Source organism: Agrobacterium tumefaciens (genome assembly GCF_005221325.1).
Taxonomy (GTDB): domain Bacteria; phylum Pseudomonadota; class Alphaproteobacteria; order Rhizobiales; family Rhizobiaceae; genus Agrobacterium.
Genome location: NZ_CP039889.1, coordinates 199,319 through 224,207 on the forward strand (window position 1 = coordinate 199,319; position 24,889 = coordinate 224,207).

Genomic DNA, 24,889 nt, shown 5'->3' on the forward strand with positions numbered 1-24,889 from the left:
CCTGCCCGCGCTACTCTCCGCGCGGAAAACGCTGGTTTTCCTCAAGCACGTTAAGGTCCATGTGGTTGCGCATATAGCGTTCCGAGGCCTTTTGCAGCGGCTGGTAATCCCACGGATAATAGGCGCCGTTGCGCAGCGCTTTGTAGACCACCCAGCGTCGCGCCTGGCTTTCCCGCACGGCGGCATCGAAGACAGGCAACTGCCAGCGTCGGCCGATTTCCGCGGAAAGCGATGAAAGTACGGAGCTGAATGCTGGATCACCGGCAAGATTGGTGCGCTCTTCCGGATCGGCCTCGAGATCAAAGAGCAGCGGCGGATCAGCCTCGCAGACCGACAGCTTGTAGCGGCCGTCCCTGATGGCGACGAGCGGGGTGATGGAGCCCTCGGCGGCATATTCCATCGGCACCGGGCCGCGCCCGCCGGTTCCCGCGGCAAGCGCTGCGAGATCCTCGCCATCGGTCCAGCGTTTGAGCGAGATGATATCGAGCCCGGCCAGACCGCAAAGCGTCGGCGTGACATCCAGCGTAGAGACCGGCGCGTCGATCAGGGCCGGTTGCCAACCGGGCGCTGCAATCATAAAGGGCACGCGGGCGGAGCCCTCGAAAAAGCACATCTTGAACCACAGGCCGCGCTCGCCCAGCATATCGCCATGGTCGGACAGGAAGAGGATGATCGTGTCCTCTTCCATCCGCGTCGCCTTCAAGACATCGAGGATTTCACCGATCTTCTCGTCGATATAGGAGATATTGGCGAAATACCCGCGCCGGGCCCGGCGTATCTGCTCATCTGTGATCTCGAACGCCTCGTGATCACAGGCTTCCAGCAGCCGTTTCGAATGCGGGTCCTGCTCATCGAAGGCAATCGCCTGCGACTGTGGATCGAGCGCCTGGCAATCCTCATAGAGGTCCCAGAATTTCCGCCGCGCCACATAGGGGTCGTGCGGATGGGTGAAGCTGACCGTCAGGCACCACGGCCGGTCATCGAGACGGCGCGACAGGTCGTAAAGCTTGCGGGTAGCGTTATAGGCGACCTCGTCGTCATATTCCATCTGGTTGGTGATCTCGGCGACACCGGCACCGGTGACCGAACCGAGATTGTGATACCACCAGTCGATCCGTTCGCCGGGCTTGGTATAGTCAGGCGTCCAGCCGAAATCGGCCGGATAGATATCCGTCGTCAGCCGTTCCTCAAAACCGTGCAGCTGGTCCGGCCCGACGAAATGCATCTTTCCCGAAAGGCCGGTGTAATAACCCGCCGCCCGCAGATGATGGGCATAGGTGGGGATATCGGAAGCGAATTCAGCGGCATTGTCATAAACCCGCGTGCGGCTCGGCAATTGCCCGGACATGAAGGAGGCGCGGGCCGGTGCGCAGAGCGGGCTTGCCGTATAGGTATTGGCGAAGCGGACAGACCGCTCCGCCAAGGCCTTCAGATGTGGCGCGTGAAGAAAATCGGCCGGGCCATCGGGAAAAAACGTCCCGTTGAACTGGTCGGCCATCAGGATCAGGATATTAGGGCGCGGCATTTCGACTTTCCGGTTTAGAGGCCAAGCTTGCCCTTGACGGCGTCAGCGCCCGGCTTGCCATCCAGCGTGGTAACGCCCTGCAGCCAGCCGTCCAGCGCTTTCGGGTTGGCTTTCAGCCATGCCGCTGCCGCTGCCTTGGAATCCTCACCACCGAGAATGGAGCCCATCAGGCTGTTTTCCATACCGATATCGAATTTCAGGTTATTGAAGAGCGTCGCTGCATTCGGGCATTGCTGCGGCCAGCCGGTGCGGGCGAGCGTATAGACTTCCGCGCCGCCGAAATTCGGGCCGAAATAGGCGTCGCCGCCGGAGAGATAGGCGATATCGATCTTCTCATTCATCGGATGCGGCGCCCAGGCGAGGAAGACCACGGCCTTCTTATCCCTGCCCGCTCGTTCCACCTGCGCCAGCATGGCCTGCTCACCGGATTCGACAAGCTGCCAGCCTTTAAGGCCGAAATCATTGGCGTCGATGATTTTCTGAATATTCTGGTTGGCGGGCGCACCGGGCTCGATGCCGTAAATCTTGCTTTCGAACTCGTCGGCATGTTTGGAAAGATCGGCGAAATCCTTGACGCCCTTTTCCGCCATATAGGCCGGCACTGCCAGCGTGAACTTGGCGCCTTCGAGGTTCTTCGTCAGCACCTCAGCCGCCTTGGCGGCGTTCAGGTCATCCACGAAAGATTTCTGGGCCGGCATCCAGTTGCCGAGAAAGACGTCGATCTCGCCGTTCTTCATCGCCTGATAGCCGATCGGCACCGAGAGCGTCTTGACGTCAGCCTCATAACCCAGCGCATCCAGCAAGACGGAAGCAACGCCGTTGGTGGCGGTGATGTCGGTCCAGCCGGGATCGCTAAGGCGGATCGTCTTGCAGGCCGCGTCATCGGCCGCCTGAAGCGGGGTGGAGAAGGCCGCCACGGACAGAATGAGACCGGCGGCGATGCGATGCAGATGAGAAATGGTTTTCATTGCGGCTCCCCTTTTATCAATCCAGTTTATTGAACACCACGTTGCTTTTGCCTGTGAAGCAGGTATTTTTCGATAGTTGATATAAGGAATTTTAATGTCAGACCGACCGCTCGATCTGGGATGGATGCGCATTTTCACCGAGGTCGCCCGCCGCGGCAGCCTGACGGCGGCGGCGGCATCCCTGCGGCTGACCCAGCCTGCTGTGAGCTATCAGATTCGCCGGCTGGAGGAGGAACTGGGTGTGGCGCTCGTGCAGCGCAGACATCGCGGTATCGAACTGACCACGGAGGGCCAGAGGCTGTTCGAGATCGTCTCGCGCAACGTCGATGCCATCGACCTTCTGGCGCAGCAGCTCCGCCGGACGGAGGAACGCCAGACCATCCGTCTGCACACAGACTATGCCTTTTCGTCCCTGTGGCTCATCCCGCGCATGCATGGTTTTCGCGCGCTCAACCCCGACATCAACATCCAGATCGTCGCCACGCAGGATCCGCTCGGCCAGGGCAAACACGACAGCGACGTAATGGTGATTTTCGGCACGCGGCAGGAGGCGGGCGAAGGAGCGGTATTGCTGCTTTCGGAGAAGGTCACGCCGGTCTGCTCGCCGGCGCTCCTCGCGGAAACGCCGGCACCGGCGGGCGTCGCTGATTTTTCACGCCATAAACTTATCCACCTCGAAAACACCTCGCAAGCGCACTGGTTCGACTGGGCTGCCTATTTCAAGCATTTCGGCGTGCATCGCGGTGCCGAGCATGATGGCGGCGATATCAGCTTCAACAATTACACCATGGTGGTGCAGGCAACCATCGGCGAACAGGGTTTCGCGCTCGGCTGGGCCGGGCTTGTCGATCCCCTGCTTGAGGCCGGCGTGCTGGTGACGGCAGGCCCGAGCCTTGATGCTCCGGGCCGCGGTTACTGGCTGATGCGCCCCAAAAGCAACGACGACGCGGTGAGAAAACTCACCGGCTGGCTGATCGACGAGCGGCGATGACGCCGCCCGCCACGGTATCAGGGAAGTTCAGATCGGGTAATGCAGCGGCCCGTCCTGCAACGTGACCCAGCGCAACTCAGTGAATTCGGCAATACCCGCCGTGCCGCCGAAACGGCCATAACCGGAAGCCTTGACCCCGCCGAAGGGCATCTGCGCCTCATCATGAACGGTCGGACCGTTGACGTGGCAAATGCCGCTTTCAATCCGCGCGGCAACAGAAAGAGCCCGCGCCTGATCCCTGCCGAAAACGGCGGCGGAAAGACCGAATTCGCTTTCGTTGGCGATACTCACGGCCTCATCGATGCTGCCGGCCCGGATGATGGATACGACCGGACCGAAGCTTTCCTCCGAATAAAGCCGCATGGCCGGGGTGACGCCATCGACGGCAATCGCATCAAGCATCGTGCCATCGCCGCCGCCACCGGCAACCCGCCGCGCCCCCTTGGAGACGGCATCATCCACCAGCGTCCGGATACGCGAGGCTGCTTCGGCACTGACCAGTGAGCCGAGCGGCGTTTTGCCCTCGCGCGGATCGCCCGCCGTCAGGCTGGCGGCCTTTTTCGCGAAAGCTTCGACGAATGTATCGGCCACGCTGTCAAGCACGATGATACGCTCGGTCGACATGCAAATCTGGCCCTGGTTCATGTAGGCGCCAAAGGCAGCGGCAGCGACCGCCGCGTCGATATCGGCATCATCAAGCACGATGAAGGGCGCCTTGCCGCCAAGCTCCAGCAGGGCCGGTTTCAGGTAACGGCCCGCCGTTTCCGCGATGACGCGGCCGACGCGGGTGGAACCGGTGAAGTTCACCCTTCTGACTGCCGGATGGGCAATCAGCGTCTCGACAATCTTCGCCGCATCTTCCGGCGCGTTGGAAATGGCGTTCAGCACGCCTTTCGGCAGTCCGGCGGAGGCAACCGCTTCGATGATCAGCGCGTGGGTGCGCGGGCAAAGTTCCGAAGTCTTCATGACAACGGTGTTGCCGCAGGCGAGCGGGGTGGCGATGGAGCGCACGCCGAGAATGACCGGCGCATTCCAGGGCGCCATCGACAGCACGACGCCGGCGGGTTGGCGGAGCGCCATGGCCATGGTGCCCGGACGGTTGGAGGGGATCACTTCTCCCTTGATCTGCGTGGTAAGGCTGGCCGCCTCCACCAGCATATCGCTGGCGAGCATGACGTTGAAACCGGCCCAGGCTTCTGTCGCGCCGATCTCCTCCTTCATCGCCTGAATGATCTGCGGGCCTGCGGCGCGCAGCGCCTCGGCGGCCGCAAGCAGATGACGGCGGCGTTCACCGGGCGTGGTCGCGGACCATTTCGGGAAAGCGGCAGCGGCAGCATCGGCCGCTTTCGTCGCATCTTCAACCGCCGCTGCGGCTGCACTTGTCACGGCATCGCCGGTAATCGGGTTGTTCCGTCCAAAGCGCTTGCCGTTCGCGGCTGCGCAATGGTCGCCGCCGATGAAAAGATTGACAGTCTGCATATGTCTCCTCCTGTCGAGCAACCTTCTCCTCAAGGTCTTCCGCCCGTTATGACCGAAGTTTAGCAACGACAGCTCCTGATAAAATGCACTAATATGGTTCGTTATTGTACTTTTGAGGGATGAATGGCGTTTCAAGATCACAATGCCGGCAACGGCCAGGCCACGCTGGCGCGGATATTGAATTCATCGCTGCGCGTGAGCGAGGTCAAACTCAAGCCGGGCAATGCTCATCTCATCCTGCTCGCCACCGGCCATGCGCAAATCCTTGGCGACGGTGAAAGCCTTGTCCTACCTGCACAGGGATTGGCCTGGTTGCCCGCGGGCCATGCCGGCCGTCTGCGATTGGAAGCGGGAAGCCGGGCGTCGCTGCTTTCCGCCACCGAGATCGGCCTTGCGCATGCGATGCCGACAGGAACAAGCGCAATCACCCTTCGCCAAGGCCTGCAACGTGTTCTGACCGAAACACTTACGGAGAAGGATCATGCGGAGCTGGCGGGCTATCTGGAAACCATCGCCACTGAAAACCTCAAGCCTACGGTAGCCACGGAAACGATCATCACCAACCTTCTTTCCGTCACGCTGATCCGCATATGCCAGCATGCCACAGCAGAAATCAGCGCGGTTTCCGCGCCGTCGAGCATGACGGAGCGTTTTGTCCTGCTGATCGCGCAACACAAACGCGAGCATTGGAGCGTTGACGACTATGCCCGCCACCTCGGCATCAGCCGCGACCGGCTGGGCTCAATCATCAAAAACGCGACTGGCCTTTCGCCGCAGGCTTACATTCATCGTGAACTGCTCTCGGAAGCGCGCGAGCTTCTTCTGAACTCTTCCCTGCAAGTTGCTGAAATCGCGTTTCGTTTAGGATTTCAGGATCCGGGTTATTTCAACCGCTTCTTCACCCGCAAGGAGGGCAAATCTCCCGGCCGATTCCGCAGGGCAGCGATGCGCGCGCAAGATATTTCACCATCTTCCTTTGCCGCGTGGCCCTGAATTTCCACTAATGGCGTGGCACGGGATCGGCAGCGTTCCGCATCTCCAGGATGGTCTGTCTGGAACCCACCTCTCCGTCATTCGTTGAGTGATGGACGAAACAACGCGAAGGGAGACAGTGATGAACGAAAAAAAAGAAGCGGGCGATTTCGCCGACAAGAAGCGTGAAGAACAGGGCCGTGGCGTGATTGTCGCCGGCCCGGATGCCCATGAAAACGAGAAGAGTGGCAAGACGCCTGCGGTACGAACTGAAAAGTCGTCACCCGAGCGGCATGTTCCGTCGTCTGACCGTCGTTGAATGGATGAATATTCGCGCTCCTCGATCGAGAGGAAGTCGCTATAAAAACACCTCCCCGATCGCTCGGGGAGGTGTTGTCTTTTCGGCTAAGCGGCCTTCCGCTCAGAGCAGATCGAAACGGTCGGCGTTCATCACCTTCGTCCAGGCGGCAATGAAGTCGCGGACGAATTTTTCCCTATTGTCGTCCTGCGCATAAACTTCCGCATAGGCGCGCAGGATGGAGTTGGAGCCGATCACGAGATCGACGCGGGTCGCAAAATATCTGGTTGCGCCGGTCTTGCGGTCACGAATCTCATAGAGATTGTTGCCGGTCGGGACCCAGGAATAGGCCATATCCGTCAGCGTGGTGAAGAAGTCCGTCGTCAGAGCGCCGGGCTTGTCGGTGAAGACGCCATGCGCCGCGCCACCGTAATTGGCGCCGATGACACGCAGGCCACCGATGAGGACGGTGAGTTCCGGCGCGGTGAGGCCGAGAAGCTGCGCGCGATCGAGCAGCAGCTCTTCAGGGCTGACCACGTAGTCCTTCTTGACCCAGTTGCGGAAACCATCCGCCAGCGGTTCAAGCGGAGCGAAGCTGTCGGCATCCGTCTGTTCGGCGGAAGCGTCACCACGACCGGCCGCGAAGGGCACGGCGATATCGAAGCCGGCCGCTTTCGCCGCCTGTTCCACGCCGTAATTGCCGGCCAGAACGATGACATCGGCGATGCTTGCGCCGGTTTCACGGGCGATCGGCTCCAAAACCGAGAGCACACGGGAAAGACGGGCGGGCTCGTTGCCTTCCCAATCCTTCTGCGGCGCGAGGCGAATGCGTGCACCATTGGCGCCGCCGCGCTTGTCCGAACCACGGAAGGTGCGGGCGCTGTCCCAGGCGGTTGCAACCAGATCGGCAATCGGCAGTCCAGAAGCGGCGATCTTTGCCTGTACCGCAGCCACATTGTAGCTCTTGGAACCTTCAGGCACCGGATCCTGCCAGATCAGGTCTTCAGCGGGAACATCCGGGCCGATATAACGGGACTTCGGCCCCATGTCGCGATGCGTCAGCTTGAACCAGGCGCGGGCGAAGACATCGGAGAAATGGTCCTGATCGTCCTTGAACTTCAGCGAAATCTCGCGGTAGATCGGGTCGACCTTCAGGGCCATGTCCGCATCCGTCATCATCGGGATGGTGCGGATCGAAGCGTCCTCGACATCGACAGGCTTATCTTCTTCGGCGATGGTGATCGGCGCCCATTGCGATGCGCCGGCGGGGCTGTGCGTCAAAGTCCATTCATGCTTGAACAGCATGTCGAAGAAGCCGTTGTCCCACTTGGTCGGTTCACTCGTCCACGCGCCTTCGATGCCCGACACCACGGTGTCACGGCCAATGCCTCGGCCCTTGGTGTTGATCCAACCGAGACCCTGATATTCCGGGCCTGCCGCTTCCGGGTCGGGGCTGAGATTGGCGGCGCTGCCATTGCCATGCGACTTGCCGATGGTGTGACCGCCGGCCGTCAGGGCAACGGTTTCCTCGTCATCCATGCCCATGCGGGCAAAGGTTTCGCGCATCTGCGCCGCCGTTGCCAGCGGATCGGACTTGCCGTTCACACCTTCCGGGTTGACGTAGATGAGGCCCATCTGCACGGCGGCAAGCGGGTTTTCCAGCGTCTCGGGCTTGGTCACGTCGCCGTAGCGGCCGTCGCTCGGCGCCAGCCATTCCTTTTCATCACCCCAATAGGTGTCCTTTTCCGGTGCCCAGATGTCTTCGCGGCCGAAGGCAAAACCGAAGGTCTTGAGACCCGCAACGTCATAGGCGATCGTGCCGGCGAGCGCGATGAGGTCAGCCCAGGAAATCTTGTTGCCGTATTTCTTCTTGATCGGCCACAGCAGGCGGCGGCCTTTATCGGTGTTGACGTTGTCCGGCCAGGAGTTGAGCGGCGCAAAACGCTGGTTGCCGGTGTTGGCGCCGCCGCGACCGTCGGTGACACGATAGGAACCCGCCGCATGCCAGGTCACACGGGCCATCATGCCGACATAGCTGCCCCAGTCGGCCGGCCACCAGTCCTGGCTGTCGGTCATCAGCGCACGCAGATCGGCCTTGAGGGCTTCGACATCGAGCGTCTTCAGGGCTTCGCGATAGTTGAAGGAGGTGCCGAGCGGATTGGTCTTGGTGTCGTGCTGATGCAGGATGTCGAGGTTCAGCGCGTTCGGCCACCATTCGGTCACCGATTTGCCAGAGGCCGTATTGCCTCCATGCATGACGGGACACTTGCCAGCCGGTTTTGAAGTTGCGTCCATTTCGCCCTCCGATGGGTTTAGCAATTAAACAAATTATCAGTTCGACATATGCAGCATCCGAGCCGGAGGCAGCGGCAGGTCATCAAAGAGCCTGCTGCGACGCCGGTGATCTTTCACAGCTACAGTTTCTTTCTGTCATGACGATGACTAACAGCCGGGTTCCATAATTTCCAATTGTATATTCTAAAGGCTGCGATATGCTGAGCTTATGATTGCCCTTTCCATGAAACATCTTCGTTATTTCGATGCGCTGGCCAAGATCGGCCATTTCGGGCGCGCGGCGGAAGCCTGCTCCATCTCCCAGCCTGCACTATCTTTGCAGATCCGGGAACTGGAGGAATTGATCGGTGCGCCGCTCGTCGAACGCGGCAGCCGCCAGATCAGGCTGACGGCGCTTGGTGAGGAATTTGCCGAGCGTACCCGTTCGATCCTGCGTTCGGTGGACGAGTTGCAGGATCTGGCGCGTGCAGGGCATGGCCCTCTCAGCGGCCGCCTGCGCATCGGCGTCATTCCCACCGTCGCGCCCTATCTTCTGCCACAGGTGATCAAGACACTAACGCGGCACTATCCCGGACTGGAAGCACGCCCGCGCGAGGCGGTGACGCAGAAGCTCATCGAAGACCTTCTCGAAGCCCGTCTCGACATGGCAATCGTCGCGCTGCCCGTCTCGGAACCCGCGCTGGAAGAAGTGCCGCTATTTTCGGAAGAATTCATTCTGGTGCGGCCGATGGAGGATGCCGGCATGCCGGTGCCGAGCGCCGACAAGCTGGGTGAAATGCGCCTGCTGCTTCTGGAAGAAGGCCATTGTTTCCGCAATCAGGCGCTTTCCTTCTGCAGCACCACGAATGCACCGCCGCGCGTGCTGATGGAAGGCAGTTCGCTGTCGACGCTGGTACAGATGGTTGGTGCAGGTATCGGCGTCACGCTCATTCCGCAGATGGCGGTCGATATGGAAACGCGGCAATCCACCGTCTCTGTGTTCCGTCTGGCGGAGCCGCGCCCGTCCCGCACCATCGGCATCGTCTGGCGCAAGAGCAATCCGCTTTCGGCGCAGTTCGCCCATATTTCCGAGATCGTCCGCGAATGCGGCCTTCAGAAACTCGGTCTCGCGCCGTAATGGCTTTAATCGGATGATCGCGCGCATCGCAACGCGCGCGATGTGAGAAGGGGCGGATGCCCTATCGCGACCCTGCCCTTGCATGTTTGTCGGTCCATTCGGGTGGCGCGCCGAACTTGTCGGCCACCATGCCCTGCAAGCCGCGTGACCGGCCATAGGCATCACATTCAACATATTTCGGTTTTCCGCCCAGCGCGGAGCGAATTCGATGGCCGGAAGGCACGGAGAGGTCAAGCCCCTCGGAGACTTTGCCCTTCACGAGAATGCGCGCGAAATAATTGGAGAAATCGGCGGCAAGCCCATAGGCATCGCCGATTTCCGACACACGGGGTTTGCTGGTGATGGAATTTGCGCCCTTGGACCAGACGGCTGCCGCGCGTTGCACGCCGGCACTGTCCACCGCCTCAGCCTCGACGGCCAGTCCGCCGAGCCCGACAGGCAGACGCGGCACGCTGACGGGCAGGACAAAACCGCTGCCGAGCGTAACCGCGGTTGACACCCCCGCCATGGTCTTGTTGGTCGGCACCAGATCGGTGACGACGGTGCGCACCGTCATGTCCGCCGGCTGACCGAGGGCGGCGATCCGGTATTTGTCACTGAGCGCCACGCAGATGGCGCGATCCAGCGCATTCGAAACGAGTATACGATCCTTTTCCGATGTGACCCGCGACGAAGCGGCAAAGGAGAAGGTGGTCGGCACGATGGCGACGGTTTTGATGCCGGCCAGCCCGTAGGCGTCAACGAAAGTCCGGGATCTGGTGAACTTGCCTTTGGCAGGGCTGAGTTGAGCATAGGACGTCAGCGTACCGCCTTCTTTCAGCGGCACCGAGCTGCAGCCGGACATGATGATCGCAATGGGCAAGGTCGCGAAGGCGGCGCCGCGGCTGCGGCGACCCCTCTCACCGAAAGCCCGGGGTAACAGATTCCACCGTTGTTGCACTGCACGTACTCCGCTTGCTTGGTTGATCTTATGCCCCGCACGGTACGACAGCCAAAATTGCGGCAGCATTACAATTGCCACCCGTGGACAGCCGCAAACCAGGCTCAGAAACGCAGCCGGAAGGTGCTTCCGAAAGCGCTGCTCTCCAGAAAGACCCTTCCGCCGTGATTGGCGACGATCTGCTTGACGAGGCTGAGGCCAAGTCCGGCGCCGGTGCTACGCGGCGTGATTCGATAAAAGGGCTCGAAAATCCGCTGCTGCTGGTCTTCGGCGATCCCCTGCCCCTCATCGGAAATCACGATCTCACCGTCAGCGAGAACAGACACATGGATCATCCCCTTGTTTCCGCCGTGATCGATGGCGTTGCGCACGATATTGCTGATGGCACGCGGCAGGGTGAACGGGTTGCCCTGTAACTCATAGGCGACGACCGCCGTTTCGAAGGCGATGTCGTAACCGGCCGAAAGCGCAAGCGGTGCGAGATCGGCGACGACCGTACGGGTTATATCGACGAGGTCCACCCGCTCGCGCCGATCGTTCACCTGGTCATTGCGTTCGAAGGCCAGAAGCTGCTCGGCGGTCTCACCGAGGCGCGCCACATCCGCCAACAAACGTTGTCGCTCCGGCCCGGGCAAACCCTCGATCCGGGTCTGCATGATCGCAATCGGCGTTCTGAGCTCATGCGCCGCATCGATGAGGAACCGCTGGCGCGCCCGGAATTGCTCTTCCAGTCGCTCGAGGATACTGTTGAAGGAAAGGATGAGCGGGACAACTTCCCGCGGCACATCCTCGACGGGAAGTTTCGAACCGCCACGTCGGGGGTCGATCTCGGGTGCCTTTTTGACGACGGAACTGAGACCCGCAAGTGCCTGACGCACGATGCGGGGCACGGAAAAGAACACGGCGGGCAGGATAACCGCCAGCAACGGGACGTAAATCTTGTAGGTCTCGGCAAGAAGCGTCAGAAACTGCGCTCTCACATGCGTGCTTCCGCCGAACATGACCCTGACCGGACCCCACCTCGTCTCCAGGCTCTCGACCATGGCACCCTCGGCGGTGCCTTTGCCACCGCGAATATCGGCATCCGTCAACAGATAGAGATACCGCGACAATTCGGCATATGCGGTCGGCACGACGCCATAGGTGGCCACCCGCCCGTCCAGCGTAGAAACCGCGAACCAGAGCGTACCGTTCTCCGCCGTCAGGGCCCGCAGCGTCGGGCCATCGACAACCACAAGTCCCTTTTGCGGATCAAGCGACAGCGACTCGTCAAGTGCGTCCGACAGATCGCCCCAAAGCGCGATATTGGGCGACAGGATCATCAATCCATAAACACAGAGCCCGACGATAACGACAGCGATCATGGCGGAAACGACGATGCTGAGCTGCCAGCTCAATTGCCACCAAAGCGACGGATTGGACTTGCCCTGCGCTTTCATGCGTCTTCCTTCAGCAGATAACCGATGCCGCGAATATTGTGCACGCTCACCCCGGCTGAAGCATCGAGCAGGCGTTTGCGCAGCCGCGATATATGTGCGTCGAGCGCGTTGGACTGGATTTCCTCCTCGTAATTGTAGACGGCCGCTTCGAGGGTGGAGCGCAGTACCGACTTGCCCTTGCGTTTGGCGAGCGCAACGAGGACCAGAAGCTCGCGTCTGGGAAGATCGAAGGGAAGCGAATTGATGGTGACGCTGAGATGCAGCGGGTCGATCACGATCCGGCCGGCCGCAATCTCGGCCGGTGCGAGACCTGATGGCCGCCTCAGAACAGCACGCACCCGCGCCAGTAGCTCACCGACGAGAAACGGCTTGCCGAGATAGTCATCCGCGCCGCCATCCAGCCCTGCGATGCGGTCCTCCGGTTCGTTCATCGCCGTCAACAGGATGATCGGTGTATCGACACCGGCGCGGCGCAGTTTCGGGATGAAGGCGAGCCCTTCCCCGTCCGGCAGCCGGCGGTCGAGCAGAATGGCGTCGTAAATGTGCTGGCGCGTCAGCTCCATCGCGTCACCGAGCCGCATCGTATGGTCGATGACGATGCCCTGCTTGCCGAGCGTCGCCGACAACGCATCCGCCATTTCCTTTTCATCTTCGATCAACAGAAGTCTCATGGATCACCGTCCCTTTGCTATCCGTTGTCTGCCAGAAAGGTTGCGGCAGTATTGCGGCGAAGAGGCCGCAGCCGGGTAATGCTGCTGCAATTGTGGTTGCCTATCCAGAGGTCATCCGCCTGCAAGACAGGCGATGCGACCGCCTCAACCGGCGGTCCTGCGACAGGAAGGATCACGATATGGCGCTGCAATGGGTGAAGAGAACGATCAAGGCAGGGGCCGCGCTTGCGGGCTGTGTTCTCGTCGTCACCGCTCTCGATCCGGCACGCGGAAGCGTGGATGCGAATGAGCGCGTCAAGGGTATCGTGGCAGCGGCCGCGATGAGCCCGGCCGGCATCCCTTTCGAACTGGCGGCACAGGAAATCGCAACGATCGGCACGCGCCCGATGGCAGAGCGGCTCAGCATCAGCGGCGAGCTTCAGCCCGTCAGCCGCGTGGTGATGCGCGCCCACGAGGCCGGAAAAATTCTCGAGATGAACGTCCGGGAGGGACAGGCGGTTCGGGCAGGCGACATGCTTGTGCGTTTCGAAACCGACGAGTTGCAATCAACACTGCTTCTGCGGCAAAGCGACCGGGATGCGGCCGAGGCCGAGCTGATGCTGGCGATGCAGGCCCTGGCAAGAACCGAGCAGCTGGCTGCGAAGAACATCGCCTCGACGGAACAACTCGACAAGGCGAAAAGCGATGTCGTGGTAAAGACGGCAAGGGTGCAGAGCCTGTCTTCGCAGGTGGATATTGCCCGCCTCGCCCTTCGCAACGCCGAAATCCGCGCGCCATTTAACGGCACCGTCACCCGGCGCGTGGCAGAGACGGGCGCGCGTATCGGCGCGGATGGCGAGCTTCTGACGCTGGTCGATAGCAGCGAGCTGGAAGCGAAGGTTCTCGTCGCCACCCGCGATATTCCACGCGTCGCCCGCGGCCAGACGGCGGAACTGGAGATTGACGGCCTCGCCGGCCAGATCGTCAAAGGCACGGTCGAGCGCATCAGCCCGGTGGCCGAGGACGGCACACGCGTCGTCGCCGTCTATCTCAGGCTTGCCAATCGCGATGGGCAGTTGTGGGGCGGAATGTTCGCCGGCGGATCTATTCTGCTGCGTGAAAAAAACGATGCGCTCGTCGTTCCCGCCATCGCGCTTCGCAAGGATGAGACGGGTTATCATGTGCTTAAGGTGCAGGACGGCCATCTGCGCCGCCAGACGGTTGCCGTGGGGCCACGCTGGAACGGCGGCAGCCTGATCGAGATCGGCGCGGGTCTTGCGGATGGTGAGACGATCCTGACTGCGCCACTTCCCGAATTGCGCCCCGATATGGCCGTCACCATCGACAAGGCAGGCTGAGATGTTTCTGACCCGCATATCTGTCAACCATCCCGTCTTCGCCACCATGATGATGGTAGCGCTTCTGGTCATGGGCGCCTTTTCGCTGCAACGGCTCGGGCTCGATCAATATCCCAATATCGACGTTCCCGTGGTGGTGGTCGTCACCAGCTATCCCGGCGCGACGCCGGAGACGGTGGAAATGGAGGTGACGCGCCCGGTCGAGGATGCGCTGAACGCCATCGGTGGCCTCGATGAGGTGACGTCCACCTCCTATGAGGGGCGCTCCGTCGTCGTTGCGAAGTTCAAGCTCGAAGTTCAGAGTTCCGCCGCCGCGCAGGAGGTGCGCGACAAGATCGCCGCCATCGAGGCGAATTTTCCGGAAGACACCAAAAAGCCCGTCATATCGAGGTTCGATCCCGCCGCCGAGCCGATCCTGTCGCTGGCGATCAGTTCGACGGCGTTCGATGTGCCTGCACTCACCACTCTCGCCGAGCAGAAGGTGGTGCGGCAATTGACGGCCGTTGCGGGCGTCGGGCAGGCAACGCTGGTCGGCGGGCGCAAACGACAGATCGATGTGACAATCGATGAGACGCGGATGCGCGCTCTGGGGATCGGCGTCAACGAGGTGGTGACTGCGCTGCGGGCCGGAAACAGCAACAGCCCGGCCGGCAGCGTCGTCGATCCCGTCTCCGAACGTACTATTCAAGTGCAAGGCCGCATCGAGGAACCACAGGCCTTGCTGGATATGGTCGTGGCAACGCGTGGCGGCGTGGCCATCCCGTTGCGCGACGTCGCCACGCTGTCAGAAGGGGCGGCCGATGCCGAAAACCGTGCCATTTATAATGGCCAGACGGCGCTGGCGATCGACATCGTCAAGGTTCAGGACGCCAATACGGTGCAGGTGGTGAGCGATGTGAGGAAGCGCCTCGATGCGCTCAATGCCGAGCTTGGCCCGCAAAATATACAGCTGCGCATCGTTACGGATTCATCGATACCGATCCAGGAATCCGTAACCCAGGTGCAGACCACGCTGATCGAGGGTGCAGCACTCGCCGTCGCCATCGTCTTTCTGTTTCTCAATTCCTGGCGCAGCACGGTCATCACCGGTCTGACGCTGCCGATCGCGATCATCGGCACGCTGACCGTGATCGATTTCCTCGGTTTCACGCTCAATACGCTCAGCCTGCTGGCGCTGACACTGTCCATCGGCATTCTGGTGGATGACGCCATCGTGGTGCGCGAAAACATCACCCGCCATCTCCACATGGGCAAATCCCATCTGCGCGCCGCCCTCGACGGCACCAGTGAAATCGGGCTTGCGGTGATAGCGACGACGGCGACAATTGTGGCTGTGTTCCTGCCGGTTGCCTTCATGGACGGTATCGTCGGCCGGTTTTTCTACCAGTTCGGCGTCACCGTTTCCGCCGCCGTACTGATCTCGCTTTTCGTCGCCTTCACGCTCGATCCGATGCTATCAAGTATCTGGTATGATCCGGATGCGCAGGCCGATGCGAAGCGTGGCCCGATTGGCCGCCTGATCGCCCGTTTTGACCACGCCTTCGAATGGATGGCCGGGCAATACCGGCGCGCGATCGGCTGGACGTTGCGTCACCGGCTTGTCACCCTGCTTGTTACTGCAGGCATTTTTATCGGCAGCCTGTTCATGGTGCCGCTGGTCGGCACGGAATTCGTGCCCGATGCCGATGAGGGCCGCTTCCAGATCAATCTCACCGCACCGGTCGGCTCTTCGCTCGACTATACGACGGTAAAGCTCAGGCAGGTCGAAAAGGCACTGAGGGAGTTTCCTGAAGTCGAGATGCTTTATTCCACCGTCAATACCGGCGGTGCGGCCGGCAAACATCGCGCCACCATTCTGGTGGGGCTGGTGCCGCTTTCGGCACGCACGCAGACCCCGCTTTCCCTTGCGGAACCGGTCCGCAAGCGCCTGTCGGCCATCCCCGGTATCGAGATCACGATCCTGCAGGATGGTCTTGGCGGCGGCGAAAGTCCGGTGCAGCTCAGCATCCTCGGCGACGACCGGGCGGTCCTCGAAAAAATCGCCGCTGGCCTGATGGAAGACATGAAAAAAATTCCGGGCCTGGTGGATGTGACCTCCAGCGCCAAGGACGTGACCTCCATCCTCTCGGTCCGCCTGAAGCCCGCGGCGGCAAGCGATCTCGGCATTGCCCGAGCCGATCTCGCTGCCGCCCTGTCTCCCCTCATCGGCGGCGAGGATGTTTCAAAATGGACCGATGCGAATGGCAACAGCTACGATATCGTCATTCGCCTGCCCGTCGAACGCCGTTCCGATGCGGCACGTCTCGGGGAGTTGATGATCGCGACCGGCCGCACGGGAACAAATGGCGCGCCGCTGATGGTACGACTCGATCAGGTCGCCGATATCGGCATCGTGGCGGCACCGGCGGAAATCCGCCGCATCGACAATCGCCGCGAAATACTGGTGTCGGCCAATATCGCCGGCCGCACACTTGGGGATGTCACGGAGACCTTGCAGGGCCTGACCGCCGGCCGCGATCTGCCGGCCGGTTATCGCATCCGCTTCGGCGGCGAGGCCGAAACCATGCAGGAGACCGTCGGCCATATGGTGACCGCGCTCAGCATGGCCATCATCTTCATCTACATCGTGCTCGCCTCACAATTCGGCAGCTTCCTGCAGCCGCTTGCCATCATGGTGTCGCTGCCGCTGTCGCTCGTCGGCGTCCTCATCGGCCTCATGGTGGCCGGCAGCACCATCAATATGTTCTCGCTGATCGGCTTCATCATGCTGATGGGCCTCGTGACCAAAAACGGCATATTGCTGGTGGATTTCGCCAATCGCGAGCGGCGGCGCGGCCTCACCCTCAATGAGGCGCTGGCAAATGCCGGCGTCATCCGCTTCCGACCGATCATCATGACGACGCTGGCGATGATCTTCGGCATGATCCCACTCGGTCTCGCCGTCGGCGGGGGCGGCGCCCAGCGCGCACCCATGGCGCATGCCGTGGTTGGCGGCCTCATCAGCTCTACGCTCCTGACCCTGATCGTGGTGCCCGCCATCCTGTCCTATATCGACAGCATCACGCGGCTTTTCGCCCGCCTGCTGCCGAAGGCGCCGGACGAGGTGGCAGAAACAGGAGTAAAAAATGGAACGGCGTCAACGGTCTAAGCCGATCTTCGGCGTTGCGCTCAGGGCTTCCCGCTGTCTTGACGCTTCCGTTTGCCTTTGGGCTTGAAATCGACCAGCAGCGATTTCAACTCGATATCGCGAACGCGCCTTGCCGCCTCGTCGGGGCGCACCCATTCCGAAAGGCGTTCACCGCTTTCCTTGAAACTTGCATCAGCCTCCGTCACCTCGATCTGGAATACATCGACCATGCAGGGAACGACATCGCCATTGTCGAGCATCTTGAGATAGGTATAGCGGCCGATGGCGTCCTTTTTTACCCGGCCACGCACACCCGCTTCCTCCCATGCCTCGATGGCCGCCGCCTGATGCGGCTTCTTGCGTTTCATCGGCCAGCCGCGCGGAATGATCCAGCGTCCGCTGGTACGGGAGGTCACAAGCAGGATTTCTATGCCCTCCCCATTGCCGGCATAACGGAAGCAGAGCGCAGCATATTGCTGCCGGAACGCGCCGGTGAAGAGCTTTTCCGGAACAGCAGCCAGCTGCTGGAGCAATGTCAGTGGACGGGCCGGGCGGGTCTTCCGGCGTTTCTTGGCGGGTTTCATATCCGTTGATAGTGCCTATTTTCCGGGTTGCATCAATGCCCCGCGTGCATTTATGACAGTTTTATGACAATCACCCCCCACAACTAATGAAGCGCCATTGAGGGCCAATTCGCATGATGAGTATTTTTCGCAAGCTGATGCCGCGCGAGGACCGTTTCTTCGACATGTTCAGCAAACATTCCGAAACCGTCATCAAAGCGGCCGAGGCCCTTGATCAACTCCTGAGCGGCGTCGACGTCGAGAAGAACTGTGACCTCATCGTCGCGCTGGAACACCAGGCGGACGATATTACCCGCGAGGTTCTGCTTGCGGTCAGGCGCAGCTTCATCACGCCCTTCGATCGCGGCGACATCAAGGACCTCATCCAGTCCATGGATGATGCCATCGACATGATGCACAAGACGGTCAAGACCATCCGCCTGTTCGAACAGAGCGAATTCGACCCGCTGATGAAAGAAATGGGTCACGAGATCGTCCGCGCGGCCGGCCTCATCGCGGAAGCCATTCCGCTTCTCAACAAGGTCGGCGCGAACGCGCAGCGCCTCTCCGCCATCGCCGAAGAGGTGACCCGCGTCGAAGGCCGCTCCGATGATCTCCACGATCAGGGTCTGAAGGATCTCTTCCGCCGCCATGGCGCGAGCGGCAATGCCATGGCCTATATGATCGGCAGCGAAATCTACGGCGAACTCGAAAAGGTCGTCGACCGTTTCGAGGATGTGGCCAATGAGATCAGCGGCATTGTGATCGAGAACGTCTGATGGATGTCGCACTTGCCCTGCCGCTGCTTGTCGGCCTCATCGCCATCGCGCTGTTCTTCGATTTCCTGAACGGCCTGCACGATGCCGCAAATTCCATTGCGACTATCGTCTCCACCCGTGTGCTACGGCCGCAATATGCGGTCGCCTGGGCGGCGTTCTTCAATTTCATCGCCTTCCTGTTCTTCGGCCTGCATGTGGCGGAAACACTTGGAACCGGCATCATCGATCCGGCGATCGTTTCACCGCAGGTCATCTTCGCGGCACTGATCGGTGCGATCGTCTGGAACATCGTCACCTGGATTTTCGGCATTCCCTCCAGTTCGTCGCATGCGCTGATCGGCGGTCTCGTCGGTGCGGGTTTTGCGAAGGTGGGCTTTAATTCCATCGTCTGGTCGGGCCTGCTGAAGACCGTTGGCGCCATCTTCATGTCGCCTGCCATCGGCTTTTTCCTGGCGCTGCTTCTCGTTCTTGCCGTGTCGTGGCTTTTTGTTCGGCAGACGCCCTTTGCCGTCGATCGCACCTTCCGTGTCATGCAGTTCATTTCCGCTTCGCTTTATTCGCTCGGCCACGGCGGCAATGACGCGCAGAAGACCATGGGCATCATCGCCGTGCTGCTCTTCAGCCAGGGGTATCTGGGACAGAGCTTCTACGTGCCCTTCTGGGTGGTGATTTCCTGCCAGTCGGCCATGGCGCTCGGCACGCTGTTCGGCGGCTGGCGCATCGTGCACACGATGGGGTCCAAGATCACCCGGCTCAACCCAATGCAGGGTTTCTGCGCCGAAACCGGTGGTGCGCTGACGCTGTTTGGTGCCACATGGCTCGGCATTCCGGTCTCCACCACCCACACGATAACAGGCGCCATCATCGGCGTGGGCGCCGCCCGCCGCGTCTCGGCGGTGCGCTGGGGGCTAGCAGGCAATATCGTCATCGCCTGGATCGTGACCATGCCGGCCGCCGCACTCATCTCCGCCGGTGTTTATGGGCTGACGTCGCTGTTCGGCTGATAGCTGCCGATTGCCATCCTCCCGGAACAAAAATCGCCCTGCGGCTGTTGTTCCGGGAGACCAATGGCGAAGCGGATCGCGAAAAATGGCACGGCAGGTTTTCTGGAAAGGTTATCTGAAGCTGTCGCTGGTGACGGCCTCCGTTTCGCTGACGCCCGCGACCACCGAAGGCAACAAATACACCTTCCACATCCTCAATCGCAAAACCGGCAACCGCGTCGAAAGCCGTTATGTCGACAGCGTCACCCATAGGCCGGTTAGCGCGAAAAACCAGGTGAAGGGTTTTCCGCGCGGCGAGGACGATTACGTTCTGCTGGAGGATGACGAGATCGATGCCGTGGCGCTGGAAAGCACCCGCACCATCGATATCAAGACCTTCGTGCCCAAGGGCTCGATCGACTGGATCTGGTACGATCGCCCGCATTTCCTGCGACCGGAAGACAAGATCGGGACCGAAGCCTTCAGCGTCATCCGCGAAGCCATGAAGGCGAACGACGTTTTCGGCATTGCGCGTCTGGTGATCTATCGCCGCGAAAGGGCGGTTTTGCTCGAACCTTCCGGCAAGGGCATCGTTCTCTGGACGCTGCATTACGGCGAGGAAGTGCGCGAAAGCATCGACGCGCTGGAGCCGAAGATGAAAATCGAAACGCCTTTGCTGCAAGCGATGGAAAAACGCATTTCCAATCAAATTACGGAATGGAAGCCTGCATTGGTCCAGGATCCGATCCAGAAAAAAATCAAGTCGCTATTGAAGAGCAAGGGCGACGAAATGCCCGCACCCAAAAAGAAAACCGGGACGAAAGCGGAAACCGGTGGCAATGTCATCAACATCATCGACGCGCTGAAGAAAAGTATCGCCGCCGAAAAAAGTCGGTGAAGCCCGGCGTTCTCACCGCGCCTTCTTTGGCAGAGCCTCCGCAGCGGCGAAAAAGTCGTCCGATGGGTCCTTCTTGAGCGCGGAACGGCGCGCGCCGTATAATCAATCAAGCGCAGACTGGAAGCTAGAGCCGTCCAACACCCAACGATCTCTGACACAAATAATCATTGCCTGGCTAATTAGTTCAGACAACGTGTTGGTTGACAGCCCACATGTTCCGCAATAAATGTCCTTGATGGGTTGCTTTAGGTCTAGCGGCCTAGGCTGGTTGAGATAACTTTCTTTGTGTAAAATTGCGATCGTACAATCGAATTATATCCCGTGGAAAGGCTATTTTGACCTTATCGACAGCGTTGATGTTTTCATGCTGTTCGATTCTGTACAATACACCCGTCGCGACTGGCGTAACCGAAACCAGATCAAAACTGCGCAAGGCCTGACTTGGCTCACCGTGCCGGTAGAGGTCAAGGGTCGCTATCATCAGTCTATCAACGAGACTCACATCTCCGGGACAGACTGGGCGCAAAGCCATTGGCGAAGCATTGTAAATGCTTATAGTCGTGCGCCGTACTTCGCTGCCGAGTCGGAATGGCTCGCTCCGCTCTACAGCGCTCTGCCGGAGGCGATGCTCTCGTCAATGAATGAACGGTTCCTGCGCGCAATCTGCGCGCGTCTAAATATCACTACGCCGATTCTTCGCTGTGAAGATTATAATTTATTACCTGATCGGTCAGCCCGTCTTGCCGACCTTTGCATCCAAGCGCAGGCCGATGTCTATGTTTCCGGGCCGGCTGCGCGGTCCTATCTTGAGGACGCGCCCTTTGCCGAACGCGGGATCGCGGTGGAATGGTTCGACTATTCCACGTACCCTCACTATCCGCAGCTATGGGGCGCGTTCGAACATCGCGTTTCGGTCCTGGACTTGATCTTCAACTGCGGTCCTGAGGCTGGACGCATTTTGCGCGCCAGAAGGTCCGCATGATCGACAGACCTCAGCTCTCCGTGGTGGCCACCCTATATCGATCTGCCGCAGGTTTGGGCGAATTTCATGATCGAGTAACTGCCGCCGCTCGTGCCTTAGCCGGTGACAGCTACGAGATTGTTCTCGTCAACGATGGCTCACCCGACGACAGTCTCGACCTTGCGCTCGCCGCTGCGGACGCGGATTCGCACATAGTGGTGGTCGACCTATCGCGCAATTTTGGTCATCACAAGGCAATGATGACCGGGTTGGATCATGCTCGAGGGGAGAAAATCTTCCTAATCGATAGCGATCTCGAAGAAGACCCGGCATGGCTGACGGACTTTGATCGAACCATGCAGAGCGCACAATCGGATGTCGTCTATGGTGTACAGACTCACCGCAAGGGCGGCGTATTCGAACAGTGGTCGGGCGAGGCATTCTACGGCATGTTCAACTGGAGCACCGGGCTCGACCTGCCGCGCAATCTGGTCACAGCGCGGCTGATGACCCGCCGGTATGTCGACGCTCTGCTCCTGCACCGCGAGCGCGAGATTTTTTTGGCTGGTCTCTGGCAGATCACCGGCTTTACTCAGACCCCGGTCGAGGTGGCAAAACTGTCGCTGTCGGCTACAAGCTATTCGTTTCGGCGTAAATTGGGAATTTTTGTCGATTCAATCACGTCCTTCACGAACGCACCGCTGGTCTTCATCTTCCATGTCGGGGTGACGATTTCCTTCCTAGCTCTAGCCTACATCCTGTGGCTGGTCATCAACCGTCTTTTCCTCTCGATGCCTCAGTCGGGCTGGACATCAGTTGTCGCGTCAATCTGGCTGGTCGGCGGGTTGAATATCCTGTTCCTAGGGGTTATCGGCATTTATCTGTCGAAGATATTTACCGAGACTAAGCGGCGTCCTTACACCATTGTACGGAGGGTGTATGGCCGCGTCGAAAAATGATCTGACGGCCGACGTCGCCGCATATTATACCCGGACTTTGAAGGAGCACGGAGCTACCCCACGCGGCGTAGACTGGTTTGGCGAAGAAGGCCAACGCAACCGTTTTGTCCAGTTGGCAAGGTTGCTGCCGGTCAGCGGCTTTTCGGTTAATGACCTGGGTTGCGGCTATGGCGCATTCCATAACTTCCTGTCGGAAAGCCATACTGATTTCCAGTACATCGGCTACGATGTCTCCGCGGCCATGGTGCAAGCCGCCCGCGATGTGCTACCCAAAGTAGGGGTTACCATTCTGCAGGCCGCAAAACCCACCCAAGTGGCAGACTTCACGGTGGCCTCAGGCATCTTCAATGTCCGAATGCAGCGTAATCCTCAGGAGTGGCAGGACTATATCCTTGCGACGTTGGATACGATCGACGCGGCCTCGACAAAGGGCTTCGCCTTCAATTGCCTCACCAGCTACTCGGATGCCGAGCGGATGCGGACGGACTTACATTACGCAGATCCCATCGCGATGTTTGATCGCTGCAAGCGCTTCTATGCCCGCAATGTAGCATTGCTGCATGATTACGACTTATGGGAATTCACCATTCTGGTCCGAAAATCGGCCTGAGGAGGCTTACTTGACCCGCCCCTTAATTCTGTTCGGCACCGGCGAAATCGCTGAATTGGCGCACTTTTACTTTACGCGAGACAGCGACCATCATGTTGTAGCCTTCTGCGTTGACGGTTCTTATCTGCGAGAAGATCACTTCCAAGGTCTGCCCGTGTTGGCCTTCGAGGAAGTGAGCGCGCATTTTGCACCCGAGACGCACGCCATGTTTGTTGCGCTGGCCTACGCCAAGCTAAACGATCTTAGGGCGGAAAAGGTGGCGGCGGCAGAGGCGGCAGGCTACGAGCTTACCAGCTATGTCTCATCCCGTGCAACGGTCCTGAACGACGGGCATTTCGGGCCGAATGCCTTCGTGCTCGAAAACAACACGATACAGCCCTTCGCCACGATAGGTCGAAACGTTACTCTTTGGAGCGGTAACCACATCGGCCATCATTCAACGATCGGCGATAACGTGTTTATTTCGTCCCATGTGGTCGTCTCCGGGGGAGTGACGATCGGGGAGAACTGCTTTATCGGCGTTAACAGCACTCTGCGCGACCACGTAACCGTGGGTGCGCGGTGCGTCCTGGGTGCGGGAACGGTAGTACTCGCCGATATGGAGGCTGGCGGTGTCTATTCCCCTACGGCAACAGAGCGATCCCGCGTGCCCTCTTCCCGACTTAGGACAATCTGATGGCGTGGCGCAGGCGAGGACGTCTGTTTGATGCCGAGACGATGCTTCCCCATCATCCGCAATTGCGTAGCCATGCCGCCAATCCCCTGGCTGTAAATTTGGAAGGCGACCTTTACCGCGTGTTTTTCAGCGCACGGAACTCGGCAAACCGCTCCTCGGTGGGGGCGGTAGACATCGACGTCGTGCGCCGCACAGTGGAAAGGGTAATAACCAAACCCGTGATCGCTCATGGACCGGAGGGACGCTTCGATGCCGATGGGATCAGCGTAGGTTGTCTTCATAAAGACGCGACGGGCGCTCGCTATGTTCTGTTCATGGGGTGGCAGGCGCCAAATGACGGCCATTGGCGTGGCGATATCGGTCGTTTGCGTTTAGGTGACGACCTTTCGCTGACCCCTGATCCGGCAGGCCCTTACATCGGATCGGACACCGTCGATCCTATAAGCCTGTCCTACCCGTGGGTTCATCGCACCGTCGGCGGCTACCTGATGTGGTACGGTTCCACCGTTACGTGGGACGCGGGCAATGGGGAGATGTTGCATGTTTTGCGGGAAGCGCGGTCGGAGGACGGAATCAATTGGCGACGCGACGGCAAGACCCTTCCATATTTTTTGGGCGTTGCGCAAGCGTTTTCAAGGCCCACCGTGGTCCAGGATGCCCAAGGCGTCTTGCAGATGTGGTATTCTTTCCGCGGCGCTCCGGGTAAAACCTACCGAATAGGCCACGCCGTTCGCCGCCCCGGAGCGGAATGGACCCTGCAGCACTTGGACGGCGGACTGGACGTCGCACACGACGGATGGGACTCCGAAATGGTAGAATACCCTTTCGTTTTCGATCACGGCGGTGAACGTCTGATGCTGTACAATGGAAACGGTTTCGGGCGCAGCGGCTTCGGCCTTGCGGTGTGGGAAGAATGAAAGAACTGGCGCCTCTTCTGCGTTATGGCGTCGTGGGGATTGCCTCCAACGGGTTGGGTTACCTGGCCTATCTTGGACTAACCACGCTTGGTCTGCCGCCGAAGGTTACGATGACGGCGCTGTACGCGACCGCAACCGGCATCGCATTCTTCGTAAACCGCAGCTTCACCTTCGTGGACCATGGGCGGATGGGCCCGGCTGGCTTGCGCTTCGTGCTGATTTATCTGGCGGGATGGGTTTTAAACTTGATCCTTCTGGAGACCTTCGTCGATAAACTACGCTATCCTCACTGGCTTGTGCAGGGAATAGCAATCGTCATTGTCGCCGCGGTTCTTTTCGTACTTCAGCGTCACTTTGTTTTCCGCCATTCTAGCGAATAGAGGT

Annotated in this window: 23 protein-coding genes; 15 read left to right on the forward strand and 8 right to left on the reverse strand. The window is 60.0% G+C overall.

Annotated elements, in window-relative coordinates; translation table 11 throughout:
* Positions 1-10 precede the first annotated feature (10 nt).
* Positions 11-1,525, reverse strand: a complete 1,515-nt coding sequence (betC, locus tag CFBP5499_RS15865) for a choline-sulfatase (protein ID WP_080829933.1) — start codon at positions 1,523-1,525, stop codon at positions 11-13.
* Positions 1,526-1,539: 14 nt separating this feature from the next.
* Positions 1,540-2,493 (reverse strand): choline ABC transporter substrate-binding protein, encoded by a 954-nt coding sequence (choX, locus tag CFBP5499_RS15870; RefSeq protein ID WP_080829932.1) that lies wholly within the window; start codon positions 2,491-2,493, stop codon positions 1,540-1,542.
* 94 nt (positions 2,494-2,587) lie between these two features.
* On the opposite strand from choX, the gene CFBP5499_RS15875 reads away from it, so the two are divergent.
* Complete coding sequence (locus CFBP5499_RS15875) at positions 2,588-3,484, forward strand: choline sulfate utilization transcriptional regulator (protein ID WP_080829931.1); 897 nt, start codon at positions 2,588-2,590, stop codon at positions 3,482-3,484.
* Positions 3,485-3,511: 27 nt separating this feature from the next.
* On the opposite strand, the gene CFBP5499_RS15880 is transcribed toward CFBP5499_RS15875, so the two are convergent.
* Entirely contained in the window at positions 3,512-4,963 is a 1,452-nt protein-coding gene (locus CFBP5499_RS15880) for an aldehyde dehydrogenase (RefSeq protein WP_080829930.1), read from the reverse strand.
* 123 nt (positions 4,964-5,086) lie between these two features.
* Between CFBP5499_RS15880 and CFBP5499_RS15885 the strand changes: the two genes are divergently transcribed.
* Both CFBP5499_RS15885 and CFBP5499_RS15890 read left to right on the forward strand, forming a co-directional pair.
* On the forward strand, positions 5,087-5,956 hold the full coding sequence (locus CFBP5499_RS15885) for a helix-turn-helix transcriptional regulator (RefSeq protein WP_080829929.1): 870 nt from the start codon (positions 5,087-5,089) through the stop codon (positions 5,954-5,956).
* A gap of 121 nt (positions 5,957-6,077) precedes the next feature.
* Positions 6,078-6,254 carry a hypothetical protein gene (locus tag CFBP5499_RS15890; protein ID WP_080829928.1) on the forward strand — a complete coding sequence of 59 codons (177 nt, stop codon included), beginning with the start codon at positions 6,078-6,080 and terminating at the stop codon, positions 6,252-6,254.
* Positions 6,255-6,356: 102 nt separating this feature from the next.
* Here CFBP5499_RS15890 and katG read toward each other — a convergent pair whose 3' ends face one another.
* On the reverse strand, positions 6,357-8,528 hold the full coding sequence (gene katG, locus CFBP5499_RS15895) for a catalase/peroxidase HPI (protein ID WP_080829927.1): 2,172 nt from the start codon (positions 8,526-8,528) through the stop codon (positions 6,357-6,359).
* A gap of 208 nt (positions 8,529-8,736) precedes the next feature.
* On the opposite strand from katG, the gene CFBP5499_RS15900 reads away from it, so the two are divergent.
* Entirely contained in the window at positions 8,737-9,645 is a 909-nt protein-coding gene (locus CFBP5499_RS15900) for a hydrogen peroxide-inducible genes activator (RefSeq protein ID WP_080829926.1), read from the forward strand.
* A 61-nt stretch (positions 9,646-9,706) separates the two neighbouring features.
* Here CFBP5499_RS15900 and CFBP5499_RS15905 read toward each other — a convergent pair whose 3' ends face one another.
* The 3 genes from CFBP5499_RS15905 to CFBP5499_RS15915 form a co-directional block, all read right to left on the reverse strand.
* A complete protein-coding gene (locus CFBP5499_RS15905; protein WP_175416799.1) occupies positions 9,707-10,585 on the reverse strand; it encodes a DUF3313 domain-containing protein in 879 nt (292 codons plus the stop codon).
* Between the two features lie 104 nt (positions 10,586-10,689).
* Entirely contained in the window at positions 10,690-12,024 is a 1,335-nt protein-coding gene (locus CFBP5499_RS15910; RefSeq protein ID WP_080829924.1) for a sensor histidine kinase, read from the reverse strand.
* On the reverse strand, positions 12,021-12,695 hold the full coding sequence (locus CFBP5499_RS15915) for a response regulator transcription factor (RefSeq protein WP_080829923.1): 675 nt from the start codon (positions 12,693-12,695) through the stop codon (positions 12,021-12,023). Before CFBP5499_RS15915 ends, CFBP5499_RS15910 begins: the two co-directional genes overlap by 4 nt.
* A gap of 179 nt (positions 12,696-12,874) precedes the next feature.
* Between CFBP5499_RS15915 and CFBP5499_RS15920 the strand changes: the two genes are divergently transcribed.
* Together CFBP5499_RS15920 and CFBP5499_RS15925 are read left to right on the forward strand one after the other, a co-directional pair.
* The gene (locus CFBP5499_RS15920) at positions 12,875-14,032 is read left to right on the forward strand and encodes an efflux RND transporter periplasmic adaptor subunit (protein ID WP_080829922.1); all 1,158 of its coding nucleotides are present in this window, start codon (positions 12,875-12,877) and stop codon (positions 14,030-14,032) included.
* 1 nt (position 14,033) lies between these two features.
* Positions 14,034-17,180 (forward strand): efflux RND transporter permease subunit, encoded by a 3,147-nt coding sequence (locus tag CFBP5499_RS15925; RefSeq protein WP_080829921.1) that lies wholly within the window; start codon positions 14,034-14,036, stop codon positions 17,178-17,180.
* A 20-nt stretch (positions 17,181-17,200) separates the two neighbouring features.
* Here the strand turns inward: CFBP5499_RS15925 and CFBP5499_RS15930 are convergent, their stop codons facing one another.
* On the reverse strand, positions 17,201-17,743 hold the full coding sequence (locus tag CFBP5499_RS15930; protein ID WP_080829920.1) for an NUDIX hydrolase: 543 nt from the start codon (positions 17,741-17,743) through the stop codon (positions 17,201-17,203).
* A gap of 113 nt (positions 17,744-17,856) precedes the next feature.
* Here CFBP5499_RS15930 and CFBP5499_RS15935 point away from each other — a divergent pair, with 113 nt between their 5' ends.
* The 9 genes from CFBP5499_RS15935 (at position 17,857) to CFBP5499_RS15975 (ending at position 24,885) form a co-directional block, all read left to right on the forward strand.
* On the forward strand, positions 17,857-18,501 hold the full coding sequence (locus tag CFBP5499_RS15935) for a DUF47 domain-containing protein (protein WP_080829919.1): 645 nt from the start codon (positions 17,857-17,859) through the stop codon (positions 18,499-18,501).
* Positions 18,501-19,505, forward strand: coding sequence for an inorganic phosphate transporter (locus tag CFBP5499_RS15940; protein ID WP_080829918.1), 1,005 nt, complete (start codon positions 18,501-18,503; stop codon positions 19,503-19,505). Before CFBP5499_RS15935 ends, CFBP5499_RS15940 begins: the two co-directional genes overlap by 1 nt.
* A gap of 85 nt (positions 19,506-19,590) precedes the next feature.
* Positions 19,591-20,382, forward strand: coding sequence for a Ku protein (locus CFBP5499_RS15945; protein WP_080829917.1), 792 nt, complete (start codon positions 19,591-19,593; stop codon positions 20,380-20,382).
* 283 nt (positions 20,383-20,665) lie between these two features.
* Positions 20,666-21,364: a WbqC family protein gene (locus CFBP5499_RS15950; protein ID WP_080829916.1), complete on the forward strand. Its 699-nt coding sequence runs from the start codon at positions 20,666-20,668 to the stop codon at positions 21,362-21,364.
* Complete coding sequence (locus CFBP5499_RS15955) at positions 21,361-22,302, forward strand: glycosyltransferase family 2 protein (protein ID WP_080829915.1); 942 nt, start codon at positions 21,361-21,363, stop codon at positions 22,300-22,302. The genes CFBP5499_RS15950 and CFBP5499_RS15955 overlap by 4 nt, the downstream gene beginning before the upstream one ends.
* The gene (locus tag CFBP5499_RS15960) at positions 22,283-22,912 is read left to right on the forward strand and encodes a class I SAM-dependent methyltransferase (RefSeq protein ID WP_080829914.1); all 630 of its coding nucleotides are present in this window, start codon (positions 22,283-22,285) and stop codon (positions 22,910-22,912) included. Before CFBP5499_RS15955 ends, CFBP5499_RS15960 begins: the two co-directional genes overlap by 20 nt.
* Before the next feature lie 10 nt (positions 22,913-22,922).
* Entirely contained in the window at positions 22,923-23,588 is a 666-nt protein-coding gene (locus tag CFBP5499_RS15965) for an acetyltransferase (protein ID WP_080829913.1), read from the forward strand.
* Positions 23,588-24,505 carry a hypothetical protein gene (locus tag CFBP5499_RS15970; RefSeq protein ID WP_080829912.1) on the forward strand — a complete coding sequence of 306 codons (918 nt, stop codon included), beginning with the start codon at positions 23,588-23,590 and terminating at the stop codon, positions 24,503-24,505. The genes CFBP5499_RS15965 and CFBP5499_RS15970 overlap by 1 nt, the downstream gene beginning before the upstream one ends.
* Positions 24,502-24,885 carry a GtrA family protein gene (locus CFBP5499_RS15975; RefSeq protein ID WP_080829911.1) on the forward strand — a complete coding sequence of 128 codons (384 nt, stop codon included), beginning with the start codon at positions 24,502-24,504 and terminating at the stop codon, positions 24,883-24,885. The genes CFBP5499_RS15970 and CFBP5499_RS15975 overlap by 4 nt, the downstream gene beginning before the upstream one ends.
* Positions 24,886-24,889 lie beyond the last annotated feature (4 nt).